Genomic DNA, 11963 nt, shown 5'->3' on the forward strand with positions numbered 1-11963 from the left:
TAAATATGCGACTTTTCCTAGCAATCTTCATTCCTTGGCTACAATTTTTCACGATTAAACGCCCAATTGCGGGCTGTATTTGCCTTGTTCTTCAATTAACGTTAATCGGCTGGATACCAGCTAGCCTTTGGTCTGTCTACGCTCTTAGCAGCTACAAAACCGACCAGAAACTAAATCACATCAAGATGGAGGGGGAATAATGTTAAGCCTCAATGACCTTTTGGAACTTAATTTTAAAACCCCAACGCTTCAATCATTCAATCGAGTTCAACTTGATACTCGACACATGGAGAAGCTGCTAGAAATCAACACAAACAACATCCCCCCAACGCCAACTAAAATTAATCTTTACGCTGACACCATGATTAAAGGTGAGTGGATTTACAACGGCGATACAATACGCGTGAGTAAATCAGGCGTTCTGCTTGATGGTCAAAACCGCCTAATGGCAGCCCTGAAAGCCAAAATGAACCTTACCTGTGACTTGTTGGTAGGACTTGATGAAGAAGTCTTTAATACAATCGACCAAGGGAGAGTGCGCCAAAAGGGACACTTGGTTGCTCGTGAAATCACAGAGCTATCAGGTCGAGATGCCGCGCACCTAACCACAGCCGTGACGAAGATATTAAAGTACAAGGCGAACCTCGCACAAAGCACAACTGGCGGTAAAGACGGTAAATTTGCAAGCATGTTTACGGCTGACAGAGTGATTGAATACGCCAATCGCAACCCTGAAATCGTTGAGCAGCTTAAAACGATCAAAAGCAACTTTGCGGTTCATAGAGCAAACTTATCTCAAAGCACATTACTTTTCATCTATCACATCGGAGCGCGACACGATGAAGAGTACACGCTTAAATTCTTAAAAAAAGCGGTGCTAGGTCTTGGTCTTAAAGAGGGTGAAACGCTCTACATCTATAATCAGGTTCTGAATGATTTAAAGATGAAGAAGTACCAATGGACACCAACTATCAAGGACAAAACTCTAATGAAAGTTTGGAGTTCGATAGCTAATAAAGGACTGTACGCGATAAAGAGAAAGGCAGAGATTCAACACTCAAAGAGTGATGATTATGTCCAATTCATCAAGCCGACAGAGCAAGCGTTAATTGAGATGAAAAACAGCCTTTAAAATAAGGAGGGTGGAATATGATCACCTCGACAGCTTGCTACTCCACGTACCTAGAAGCTAGAGATAATGATGAAATCGAACCAAGCATCAAGCCGCTAACGGATGCACTGTATAATCTAGGTGTCCATCCCTTAGCATCCTGCGGAGGTCATCGGGGTTATTTCTATCCTTATGTTGCATTTTCAGGCTCACAGGATGATGCAAACACCATCCACAAGGCAATCAATAAAGCCTATCAAAGCTGCTCGTTCTACTGGGACTTAACCGCCCACTTCCAAATGGACACGCCCGACCTTGTTTGGCGGTTAAGTCCAAATACAGACCGTATCGGTCGTAGGCTTTGGGGTCTGAAAAAATATCGCAAGGACTTGGCTTGCGACATTGCAGAAATTGTAAAATCTATAACGTAGCACCCCCTCATACACCAATCTAAAAAAACAAAGGAGAGGCTAGCCTCTCCTTTTTAATAAAATTCCTTTACAAACAAAGTGTAATGTAAGATTGTGTATATACACAAGTAAATACAAAAGAACATACAGGAGTGTGTACAATGAATGCAAAGGTAATTTCTTTCGCCAACTCAAAAGGTGGTGTGGGGAAAACAACGAGCTGTCTAGCGGTAGGGTGTTGTTTAGCTGAACTTGGTCATAAGGTTCTCTTGGTTGATTTAGATCATCAAGGAAACTTATCAGATGATATCGGTAGGGGGGATGAAGATTACACTGTTACAGATTTATTTGAGAATCCCAAGTTTGACACAAACAAGATAACCTACACCGCTAGGGATAATGGAGAAGATATTCCCAACCTTTGGGTGATTCCTAGCGACATCACACTAGCTCTTGATTTAAATCGCAACGAGCGCAATATTCGTTGTTATGACTAAGGTACAAGCTACCTTGTTAAATGTTTAAGCAATATGTTTCTTGCACCGTTGATGTCACGGTCAACAGTGAAGCCATCACCTTTAATTATTTTTGATGAACCTAGCTTGCTATCAATCAAGCCACTCCAAGAGCGAGTCTTTGATGTATATGCCTCGTTACAATCAACAACTTGCTTGCCGTACTTCTTTGCGTACCACTTTAGGCGCAATTTAAAACCGTAGTGGTTTAAATCAAGCATCTGGCGGCAAGTGTTACGACGGATTGTCCGGATCTTTTTATCCTTCCGTGTAACCATCCCTTTTGTCTCGAATGACGGCAAAAAGATAACGTCATAGCTAGACACAAGCTCATGCGCCAAGCGGTTGTGTAAGTCCAATATAAGATCGTCTTTCTTGCACTTTAGTCGGTTAATCTCTCGGTCAAAGTGAGTAAGTCGGTCTCTAGCCCATTGCGGCATATCTTGGAAATTAACGCCTTTCTGAGTGTTCAATACCTTTTGTTTTTGACCGATTAACTTGTCCACTCGTTTCATCAACGGGAATAGCTTTTCTTTGGCAAAATTATCACCGACAACCAACGCATCATCTTTACTAAAACAAGTTGCGAACGTTCGCACACCCTGATCCACACCAACACATTCAACCTCACCTTGGATCTCGGTTTGAAGTTCAATATGTTGTTGAACTTGGATGAACCAACGCCCTTTATCACAAGTGATAATACAACTTTTCCCAACTGCTTCACTTGGTACGCTCTCGCTTAAATGAATCTTTCCTAGAGCTTTAACGCATGGATTTAAGCCTTTTGGTAGGCGGTCGATGCTGAAAGAATGTTTTGAGCCTTTGCGACTTTTAAAGCTAATCTCGCTAAAGCCAGACTTAGCGCCTTTCAGCTTTTTGTTCTTGCTGCATACCGCTTTAAATGTTGTGGCAGCGGCTAACGTCCCGTTGTCTGACACCAAAGAATTATAAGCCCTACCAGACTCTTTTTGTTCTTGCTCAACTTGTGCCTTGATTACAGGGCGCATGTTAATGAATTTACCGTTTTCATCCTTGTAATCATCGTTACGGAATCGCTCAACAGCTAGGTTGTAAGAGCGACGATATAAAGCCAAAGCATCAAAGTAAGCCGACTCATTCTCTGGATAGAACCTAATCTTTTTCGATGCTATTACTTTTGCGCCTTTCAGCGGATCGCTTTCCGTAATGGCTATTGCAGAACGAGGTAATAAAACCGATAAGTTCGGCTGTGTCGAACGATTCAGTGGTGTTATTCGAGTCATCCAAGATCTCGATTCGTCCACCTGATAATTCAACAAGCCACTTGATAAGCTCGAAACCAGATCTTGCGAGTCGGTCTTTTGTGGCAACCACAATGTGGACTGAATGTCCGAGCATTGCTGATTCCAGAATGGTTTGCAGTCCTTTTCGTTTAAAGTTGAAAGCAGAGGCAACGTCACTGATAAATTCTGCGTCAGGATACCGTTCGAGCAGGATACGCTTTTGCGTGTCGATACTAGACTTTTGTTTGCTTGAGCTAACTCTTGCATAGCATATCCTCCGTTGTTGGGTAATAAAAACGCGGTTGTGACCGCCTTCAGTTTGCTTAACTTTTTCGTAAAAGCCGCTTTCTATTCTTCGTCTGATTGTTTGCGTTGTAACGCCTTCAATCTTTGCTAATTTTGTTGTGGATACCCACATAAATAAAAACACCTCATCAAAGTGAGGTGTGCATGATATCGCAACAAACGCAACATTGTCAATGTGGTGATGTTGCGTTTGTTTTATATTTGATCAACTGTTGGTGCGAGAAGTGCAGAAAGGTTTACTCATCGCTTGCACATCCTAGAAGACGGACTAAAAAGATTGAAGCGCAACTTCGACTTTATCCTTTTTGATTTACGACCAGCAATCGATCTTACAGTTGAGAATGCACTATTAATCAGCTCTACAGTTGTAGTGCCTGTTGATATGGACAATCGAGCACTTAAAGGGATTGATGATTTACTTGAAGTTATTAGAGAGGTGAAAAGAAACACCCCATTTGTATATACAACTGTAATTACAAAAGTAGACAAGAGAAATACAGTGATGCAATCAAAGATACGACAATCATTGAAAGATAAAAACTACCCCGTTGCTCAATCGGAGATTCGAGTGTCCGAACAATACAAACACGCCACAGCAAGCGGAAGACCATCCATTCACTATGCTTCAAACAAAGTAAAAGAGGATTACATGGCACTTACAAAAGAAATCCTAGGTTAAACTTATGGGACGTAAAGATAGAGTACAACGTGACGGGAAATCTTCTCAAGTAACTCAAGTCACAGAAGATAGAAACACAACAACTGGTCGTTCATTCCCTGTTCGACTAACCATTAATGAACAGAATCAACTTGAAGAAGTCGCAGAGAAGTTAAGAGCACTACTGCCCAACAAGAAAATATCCAAAGCTGGCGTAATCAGGGCTTTTTTATACCTAGATGATGACACCAGTTTAAAGAAACTAGCACGATCTTATTGTGAGAAATTATAAATTTTAAAATCGCACAAAGGGCAACCTCCGCATGATTATTGCCCTTTCAATGCTCACTACTGAACCTAGTCAGGATCGCACATCTGTACATACAAAAGTATGTACAGTGTCTATTTCCTAGTTTACCTAGTTCTTTTTTGCTTTCTCTTTTCTGTCAGCTCATACCCAAGCGACTTTTCTATTTCAGCGATTTTTCTAACAACATATTTTTCTTGGTCTCGACCTCTCGGCAACTCTGCTACCCCTTTGATACTCGACTGCTGCAATTGCGCCTTTCTTTCTTGTCTTAATACAGCTAACTGCTCGTTGAGTTCTTTGCGTTGCTTATCAATGATTGGCTTCGACTTCTTGATAGTTTCTAGAGTAGAGTTGTGTCTTGGTTTCCCTTTAAGTTCAGCATAGAGCGAGCTTAAATGATTACTTGCTTCTGCCACATTGCGCCTCTCAATCGCAACGTTAAGCTTTTCAGTTATTCGCCCTAGCTTTGCCTCAAACTCTGGTAAAGTTTGCTTGTGAAGCCCCCTAGTGAGCTGTATTAGGCTCTTTTCATCTATAGCGACTTTCGGTATTTCTTTTTTGAGTCTTTCAATGATGAACGGGACTTTTTCAGGATTAAGGTTTCTCTGTAAGCGAATAGATCGAATCTCCGCATTGATACGGGCTTGTTTCTCAAACCTAGCCCTTACCTCTACTTTGCTTAAATCAGTCGGTAGGAGAGCATCTAGACGTGATTTCATAGACTCACTAGACGTAGCCCTTTCCATCGCTAGAACTTTTGTAGTCAATGAGTCTTTCCACTCACCTTTTTTGTGTTGAGACTCAAGATAACGAAGTTGTTTTAACTGCGACTTACGCTTTGGGGTATTCTCTATCACATAGTCAGACCTGGCTTGTTTCACAAGCTCTTTAGGTACGCTCTCTTTCAGAGCTTTGAGTATTTCCCGTTGCTTTAGTGTTGGGGATTTAATCTCAAGCTCTAATCTAGCTATATCTTTTGCTCTTTGAAGAGCTTCTGCTTTAGAGACTGATACATCAAAGTTCTTCACCTCAACGGGCTTTAGCTTTTGTTTCTCAACTTGCTTCGAGTAAATCTTGGCTTCTTTATCCGTAAAGGTTTTCACCTCCCACTGCGCTTTTCCAGTATAGGAATCTCTATCAACGCTGATTTTTGAGAAAAGAACCTGACTACCCACATCTAACTTGTTTTCTATAACGAGTCGTCTTAAATCTTTTCCCCAAATCTTACGCCCACCATCAAGCTCAACAAAGAAACTCGGTGCGCTTTTACGCCCGTCAGGATTCGGATACTCCTCCGTACCAAAAGACCTAATGGTTTGTAGAGGCTGCAACACATCTCGGTCAACAAACAGACCTTGCCTACGCCACTTTTTCATTGTAGCTACATGATCATAACCACGAGTGCGTGACTCTTCGGCAAAGACTTGTCTTTGCTGATAGTTCCAGCTCTTTGTAGCGTTCAGTTTTCGCTGTAGGATTTCGTTGTAAGTATTAACGACAACGTGACAATGTAATGATTTTGTATCGTCATGAACTGATGTGATGTAACGATACCCTTCTTTGCCAATCGTTCGTGCCAGCGTAGCTTGCACAACTTCTGACATTGCCAGAGGGTCTTTAATCTTATCGCTCGAAAAGACAAAGTGCGTAACAGTCCGTCCTTTGTCTTCACGTTCGATAAACTCTTTATTCCAACTCTCTTTGATTTTCTCTATCTGATGGTCAGCCAGACGATGACCTAACTCATTACAAACAATGACACCCTGAACATTGAAATCAGAAAACATGACTTCATGTTTCTTTTCCTCTTCCTCATGATGTTTACGAGCGACGTAGTTAATCAATTTAGAGACACTTTGCTTCCCTTTAAGACTACTAATGTTCTTAAAGACAACCTCACTCGATTGCTCACCTTGGACAACGCTTTTGCTTGAACTGGCACTGCCTTTTTTAAGGTAAAGATTTTGAGCCTTACCCCAAGCCTCAAGTTCATCTTCTGGACGTATCAACATTAACAAGAGCCTCCGATAAAGACAGGTTCAAATGCACCATCATTTTATTAAGTGTTACCAAATCTGGCTTAATTTCATCCGCACCAACAGGAATAAACAAATGCAGCCTATGTGCAATTTGATTCAAATTGCTACCAATCCTAGCCATTTCGTTTTTATAGTTCAGGATGTCATTTCTGAACTCTGAAAACAGGCGTTCGTCACGCACTTCATTTTCAAGTTTAGACCTCAAAAGAGTAGCTATTGTCTTGTAACCTTTCTCTTTCATTTCCAAATTTAACGCATCAAATACTTCATCACTGACACGTGTACTTATTACATGGTTCTTCATTACATTGCCTCGCAGAGTAGCTTCGCAGAACGGGGATTTTGGATACATGAGGAACGAATGTATACAAAATCCGAATCCCGCTAATCACACTAGAATAGTGTGATTGGATAGATGTTGCAACGCGAAGCGGGGCGACGACATAGAAATTGCGCGGAACAAGGTGATGTACGAGCAACCAAATGAGATTGGTTATCAACAAAAGTGATGCACACCTTACAAATGACTTTAGTTCTCATTTAGAAGTGATGCACCTTCCCACATACAGAACAGAAAACAGTAAAAAAGTGATGTACAAGCTCGCAAATGACTTTAGTTCTCATTTAAAAGTGATGTATTAACCTTTTCGTTACAAAACTTAATGATGTGAGCTTTCCGCCTGTGGGTTGCAGTGGCATCACTCCGCTTTGTCGCTGTGATGCTCTGCAAGCGGTATTCTGGCATGATGAAAGGCTAGATTTTTACGTGTCTTTGAGTCGGTAGGTTCTCGCTCAATCCGCTTTATGCGATCCCACAATATCGAGTGGGTGAGCTTCTCCCTTTCGGGCTACATGCTGCATGTTCAGGTACAAAAAAGCCAGCTAAACGCGCTGACTTTGACAATGTTGACTTGCATTTTTATTCAAGATTATTCACATGAGAAAGGCTCACAGCGTGGATAGATGAGCACGAGCCAAGGCGAGAAATCGACATACAACGGCAAACAAAAAAGCCAGCTTAAAAGCTGGCTTTTACAACGTTCTGCAAGTTTAAAAAATAAGATAACCAACAGTAAAACTACATACAGCTAGTAAAATCATCCCTACGGTCTTGTGTTCATCTAGCCAACTATCCATGATGCCAACCCCTTAATTAAATCTAGTTTAATAACACCGCCAACGGTCAACCAAATTATAACCCACCGTTGAGCAAAACCAATATTTTTAAGCCAAATGTCGTTCTTGACCTGCTTGGCTTGCATTCGCTTTAACTCGCAACAATCATCCATCAATAGACTCCAACTCATTAATCAAACGTCTCGCCACTATAACCGCGTTCGGTGTCATTTTACGAACCCACGCTTTAGCGTAACGCGACCACTTAAAACCGCTGCTTTTTAACTTCTTGCGTACTTCTTCGGCTGGGATACCGTCAAAAGAAAACTTGATGCGCCCGTCTTCCTCGAACAACTCCCAATCTGTCCCCATAGCGTCCCCGTTAGCCTGTAAAGGCTCTTCATTGTGTAACGCTTCCAAGTCCTCCAAACGCTTTTTAGTGCTGCGTATGTTGGCGTTGCTATTCTGTAGCGCATAGGTATCAAAGCCAAATTTTCCAAAAAATTCACACGGTTGTAATAGCTTTTTTGCTCTTTCTTCGGTCTGTCCATGTGTATTAACCAAGTATTCGATCTTGTCTTCCTCTGTCATATGACTAGAGCGCACTACTTTATTGACGGCTTTCATTAACTCATGACTTTTAACCAGACGATCTAATTTTTGTTTTAGCTTCGTGATCGCTTCTGGGTCGTCTGATGCAATGCCAGCAGAGCCGACACTATTAGCGCGACGGCTTAAATATTCTGCTTTGTCTTGAGCCTCTACGCTTTTACGCATGTTTGTATTAATGCTCTCCGCGTGTCTACGGTGCTTTGCTTCTGAATGATGACCAACTAGGATCGGCTGACCGAAAGGCAACATTTTTCCCAATGAACTTGCTGTATTAAAACGCTCTGTAGATACAGCAGCGGCTTTTATTGCTCGCTCCTCTAAACGTTCGCGCTTTTCCTCTTGTCGCTCTTGATAGTCTCCAAGTGCTACAACTTTTCGAGTTTTATCTTCTGGCGGTGGTGTTGGCTTTTTCTCATCACTATTAAGCGGTGACAGGTAGCCGTCAATTAACGCCTTTTTCACTTGATAGTAATCAAAGCAAGGCTTTACATGCGAGACTAATCTTTTATCACGCTGACAGGCGTAAGCATGGCATAGCGTCGGAAAATACCCCGCTTCAAAATGCTGAACAAGTATATGCTCAAATTTTTCTTGTCTTCCATTGTCAAAAAACAACTCAAGCTCTGTAAATACACATCCCTTGTCGCTATACGCCACCTTTTCAGCATGTTTCATACTTTTCTGGTTATATTCTTTAAGTGAATATTCTTCACCAACAGAGAAAACATTTGATCTACTAGACTTAATTAACACTCGTTTAAGTCCCGCTGTTTCTTCCAAACTTTCGGATATTGGCCACGGTTTCACCACTCTAGACAAGGCAATCAATTTAACCTCACTCACAGCAGCGTAGTAATGGTTTAACGTTGGGTAGTCTGCATCAATATCATGTCTGAATCGCTCCAAATCGCCATTTTCAAACTCGATATACATCATCGTCTTACTGTAACCATTGTTGCGACCTACTTCCCTAGCTTCTTGCATTGCTTTGGTGTTGTAATCGTCCAGCGTGTACGCATCACCATCAGAGAATAGATTTGATTCGCTCCAATCAATCACAATTTGTTTTACGGTGGCGGTATTAACTAGGCTTTCGTACTTGTCAAAAGGTGTTAATAAAACCTCTTCTTTCACCTCTTCGACTTTCTCAACAACCAAAGAATTATTCTCAAAAATGTTTTCTTCTTCGCCTTGTCCATCCAACGAAAAAGTCATGATCACATCATTAGAAAAATGGTAAATACAATCACAAACTTGGACTTTAACCAAAACCCCATCATGGACAGTTAAAAAAATCACCATGTCGCGGTAGTTCTTTTCGTACCACCCCCAAAAATCAGATTTAGCCATTTTTACGGGTTCGTCATGACGATGACAATCATCCATACCCATTGTTTGCGTGTGCAATGTTAGGGAATCCGCAAACTCCAACATTTGAGCAATCTTAGCTTTAGCATTTTTACGCAATTTATGACCAGAGAAGCTCTTCAAAAATTCATTCTTGGGTGAGCCCGACTGTTCAAACGGGGATACGTTTGTCGCTGTTTGGACGTTAGAAGCTGTTGATTGATTACGGATTGAGTCTGTCATAAGTTTTTCCTTTGATTAATTTTTCATTCCCGTTGTCGCCTGACTGCTCGACCCGAAATCATGGTTCTTTAAAACAAGGGCGCGAAGCGTTTATATACCCTTGTTTTAGAGGTTCTGATTTGGGACGTTAAGCAGGAAGAGAGGGGCACGGGATTGAGAAATCAAAGGAAAAAAGACAGGCGAGAAACGGAATAAATCTTACAGATTCTTCGTTCCAATCAGTGAAACAGCCCCCGAATGGGGGCTTTCTTTTGCGTTAGGGATTGTGTGACAGGAATCCAAAATGACAACGAACTTGTTCGTTAATCGTCATTTGGATTATCGACACGAGGCGAAGCCGAAAAGCCCTGCCCCGAAGGGGTAACGCCCGACTCAATAAGAGCCTGACACAACCTTTTATGAAGGAAAGCTCTAAATTCAAACCTATTCCATCCGCAACTAGCAAGGCCACCCCTAACTAACGACCTAAAATATGAATCTGACACTCCCAAAACGGAAGCAGCCTTACTCCCCAACATAACACTCAAATACAAATTCACTCCTTGTGTAAGTTCAATTTCAGGCAGCAGAGCATTAACGACAGCTTCGGCTTCTTCCCGAATAACTTCGTTCTCATACATACTTACCGCCTCCACAGTTATCAGGGCCAACTGACAGAGAGGATTTATACATTTGTGTATATAACCGTAGTTTGCATCTTTGCGAATAGCAAAGATGTGAGGATTGGTTAATGAATAGATTAAGTTGTTGTATAGATAGATTTTGCGCTTTAGCGCAGATAAAAAAAGGGCTATGATTCGTCACAGCGAACTCCTTAGGTTAGTTAAGGTGTAAGTTAGTTGGTAGGTGGAGTTCCCGCTCCGCCTACCAACGCTAATACTTCAAAATATTAAAACGTTGGCTTCTTTCCTTTCTTAACCAGTTGCTGCCTAAACCTTTCAGATGGTGACAATCTATTCGGACGACCACCTCCACTACCAGCATAAAGCCCCCCTTGCATAATAGGTTCAGCAGAAGCACTACCAGCATCGACAGTTTTTTTTCCTTCATTGATTGTCTTTGGAGGCATCTTTTCTTTGGTTTTTGCCTTTGAGCTATCAGGTTCAATAGGCTTACCCCCTAATTCAACGTATGACATTTTGAAAGTTATCTGAGTGAGCTCTGTTACCTTCCGCCCCCTTCCTGTATCAATCTCATACCCTTTCGGGTAACCATTTTGAGAAATCCAAACTCCCTTTGAACCACTAACAATTTGAGCCAAAGAGCGATCGATAACTGTCCTTCTAAAGCGTGCAAAATCAGCATGTTCATCAAGGCTTGTTCCTAGCATTTCACAAAGATCACCTACCGTAGTTGTAAAATCCCTCGCGTTTTTAAACCTCGATATTAGCTCCAAAATTCTTTTGGCATATGCACTTTTCAAACCAAGCAACAACCTAGCATCAACAATCCCAAAACTTTGAGCTTTCAACCCGTAGTTCAACATCCTCGCAGCTTGGCTTCTGGTTACCTCAAGTGTGAGCTTGTTGTTTGTAAATTTAGCCTCACTAATTAGACCTGCGACCAACCAACTTCCCCCATCAATTTCAGCTTCAACTTTACGAGAAACTAATCGTGAACACACACTTTGCAGCATAGAGCAACCAGTATCTCGATCTTTCAAGACCAAAGCTTTCAGGCTAACCCCCATTAAAGAAGCAACCCGATCGGCATCAAAAACAAAAATTGTAGGTATATCATTCAAGCTTTCAGGACGATTTACATCAAAAACCCCAAGCTTAACCTTCGTTCGATCTGCAAACCGCTTTACCTCCATAAAAGCCAAGGTAACAAGATCCTGCTCCCTAGCGGTTAACTTATATCTAGCTGTAATTATATCATGGGGCTTAACAACACTCTCAGAACTACTCATAAAACATCATCCTTAAATCAATACATAAACCATAACATTAAGAATTACCCAGAACAATGATAAAAGGTCACTTATTAGCAAAAAAACTAGGTCACTCACAAGGAAAAACTAGGTCACTC

Annotated in this window: 13 protein-coding genes; 6 read left to right on the forward strand and 7 right to left on the reverse strand. The window is 41.5% G+C overall.

Annotated features, from left to right (window positions below):
• The first annotated feature begins 5 nt into the window (after window positions 1-5).
• From AB4484_RS06140 to AB4484_RS06155, 4 genes are all read left to right on the forward strand, one after another.
• Entirely contained in the window at window positions 6-200 is a 195-nt protein-coding gene (locus AB4484_RS06140; RefSeq protein ID WP_372077025.1) for a YqaE/Pmp3 family membrane protein, read from the forward strand.
• Window positions 200-1132: a hypothetical protein gene (locus tag AB4484_RS06145; protein ID WP_372077027.1), complete on the forward strand. Its 933-nt coding sequence runs from the start codon at window positions 200-202 to the stop codon at window positions 1130-1132. The genes AB4484_RS06140 and AB4484_RS06145 overlap by 1 nt, the downstream gene beginning before the upstream one ends.
• A gap of 17 nt (window positions 1133-1149) precedes the next feature.
• A complete protein-coding gene (locus AB4484_RS06150; protein WP_372077029.1) occupies window positions 1150-1542 on the forward strand; it encodes a hypothetical protein in 393 nt (130 codons plus the stop codon).
• A gap of 140 nt (window positions 1543-1682) precedes the next feature.
• Entirely contained in the window at window positions 1683-2018 is a 336-nt protein-coding gene (locus AB4484_RS06155; RefSeq protein WP_372077031.1) for a ParA family protein, read from the forward strand.
• An 8-nt stretch (window positions 2019-2026) separates the two neighbouring features.
• Here AB4484_RS06155 and AB4484_RS06160 read toward each other — a convergent pair whose 3' ends face one another.
• Both AB4484_RS06160 and AB4484_RS06165 read right to left on the reverse strand, forming a co-directional pair.
• Entirely contained in the window at window positions 2027-3283 is a 1257-nt protein-coding gene (locus AB4484_RS06160; RefSeq protein WP_372077047.1) for an RNA-guided endonuclease InsQ/TnpB family protein, read from the reverse strand.
• Window positions 3171-3719: a recombinase family protein gene (locus AB4484_RS06165; protein WP_372077033.1), complete on the reverse strand. Its 549-nt coding sequence runs from the start codon at window positions 3717-3719 to the stop codon at window positions 3171-3173. Before AB4484_RS06165 ends, AB4484_RS06160 begins: the two co-directional genes overlap by 113 nt.
• A gap of 135 nt (window positions 3720-3854) precedes the next feature.
• Here AB4484_RS06165 and AB4484_RS06170 point away from each other — a divergent pair, with 135 nt between their 5' ends.
• Both AB4484_RS06170 and AB4484_RS06175 read left to right on the forward strand, forming a co-directional pair.
• On the forward strand, window positions 3855-4286 hold the full coding sequence (locus tag AB4484_RS06170; protein ID WP_372077035.1) for a ParA family protein: 432 nt from the start codon (window positions 3855-3857) through the stop codon (window positions 4284-4286).
• Window positions 4287-4290: 4 nt separating this feature from the next.
• On the forward strand, window positions 4291-4557 hold the full coding sequence (locus AB4484_RS06175) for a hypothetical protein (protein ID WP_372077037.1): 267 nt from the start codon (window positions 4291-4293) through the stop codon (window positions 4555-4557).
• A gap of 122 nt (window positions 4558-4679) precedes the next feature.
• Here AB4484_RS06175 and AB4484_RS06180 read toward each other — a convergent pair whose 3' ends face one another.
• From AB4484_RS06180 to AB4484_RS06200, 5 genes are all read right to left on the reverse strand, one after another.
• Window positions 4680-6587 carry a relaxase/mobilization nuclease domain-containing protein gene (locus AB4484_RS06180; protein ID WP_372077049.1) on the reverse strand — a complete coding sequence of 636 codons (1908 nt, stop codon included), beginning with the start codon at window positions 6585-6587 and terminating at the stop codon, window positions 4680-4682.
• Window positions 6565-6918, reverse strand: coding sequence for a plasmid mobilization relaxosome protein MobC (gene mobC, locus AB4484_RS06185; protein ID WP_372077039.1), 354 nt, complete (start codon window positions 6916-6918; stop codon window positions 6565-6567). The genes AB4484_RS06180 and mobC overlap by 23 nt, the downstream gene beginning before the upstream one ends.
• A 977-nt stretch (window positions 6919-7895) precedes the next feature.
• Window positions 7896-9932 carry a DUF3560 domain-containing protein gene (locus tag AB4484_RS06190; protein WP_372077041.1) on the reverse strand — a complete coding sequence of 679 codons (2037 nt, stop codon included), beginning with the start codon at window positions 9930-9932 and terminating at the stop codon, window positions 7896-7898.
• Between the two features lie 302 nt (window positions 9933-10234).
• A complete protein-coding gene (locus tag AB4484_RS06195; protein ID WP_372077043.1) occupies window positions 10235-10552 on the reverse strand; it encodes a hypothetical protein in 318 nt (105 codons plus the stop codon).
• A 269-nt stretch (window positions 10553-10821) separates the two neighbouring features.
• Window positions 10822-11844: a replication initiation protein gene (locus AB4484_RS06200; RefSeq protein ID WP_372077045.1), complete on the reverse strand. Its 1023-nt coding sequence runs from the start codon at window positions 11842-11844 to the stop codon at window positions 10822-10824.
• Between the last annotated feature and the right edge of the window lie 119 nt (window positions 11845-11963).

The sequence above is a fragment of the Vibrio sp. 10N.261.46.A3 genome (genome assembly GCF_041472995.1).
Classification (GTDB): Bacteria; Pseudomonadota; Gammaproteobacteria; order Enterobacterales; family Vibrionaceae; genus Vibrio; species Vibrio coralliirubri.

What these genes read in the sequence shown, in the direction of transcription:
- AB4484_RS06140 (WP_372077025.1), top strand. Translation starts at nt 6, where the DNA reads ATGCGACTTTTCCTAGCAATCTTCATTCCTTGGCTACAATTTTTCACG.
- mobC (WP_372077039.1), bottom strand. Translation starts at nt 6,918, where the DNA reads ATGAAGAACCATGTAATAAGTACACGTGTCAGTGATGAAGTATTTGAT.
- AB4484_RS06200 (WP_372077045.1), bottom strand. Translation starts at nt 11,844, where the DNA reads ATGAGTAGTTCTGAGAGTGTTGTTAAGCCCCATGATATAATTACAGCT.
- AB4484_RS06165 (WP_372077033.1), bottom strand. Translation starts at nt 3,719, where the DNA reads ATGTGGGTATCCACAACAAAATTAGCAAAGATTGAAGGCGTTACAACG.
- AB4484_RS06195 (WP_372077043.1), bottom strand. Translation starts at nt 10,552, where the DNA reads ATGTATGAGAACGAAGTTATTCGGGAAGAAGCCGAAGCTGTCGTTAAT.
- AB4484_RS06175 (WP_372077037.1), top strand. Translation starts at nt 4,291, where the DNA reads ATGGGACGTAAAGATAGAGTACAACGTGACGGGAAATCTTCTCAAGTA.
- AB4484_RS06155 (WP_372077031.1), top strand. Translation starts at nt 1,683, where the DNA reads ATGAATGCAAAGGTAATTTCTTTCGCCAACTCAAAAGGTGGTGTGGGG.
- AB4484_RS06180 (WP_372077049.1), bottom strand. Translation starts at nt 6,587, where the DNA reads ATGTTGATACGTCCAGAAGATGAACTTGAGGCTTGGGGTAAGGCTCAA.
- AB4484_RS06190 (WP_372077041.1), bottom strand. Translation starts at nt 9,932, where the DNA reads ATGACAGACTCAATCCGTAATCAATCAACAGCTTCTAACGTCCAAACA.
- AB4484_RS06145 (WP_372077027.1), top strand. Translation starts at nt 200, where the DNA reads ATGTTAAGCCTCAATGACCTTTTGGAACTTAATTTTAAAACCCCAACG.
- AB4484_RS06150 (WP_372077029.1), top strand. Translation starts at nt 1,150, where the DNA reads ATGATCACCTCGACAGCTTGCTACTCCACGTACCTAGAAGCTAGAGAT.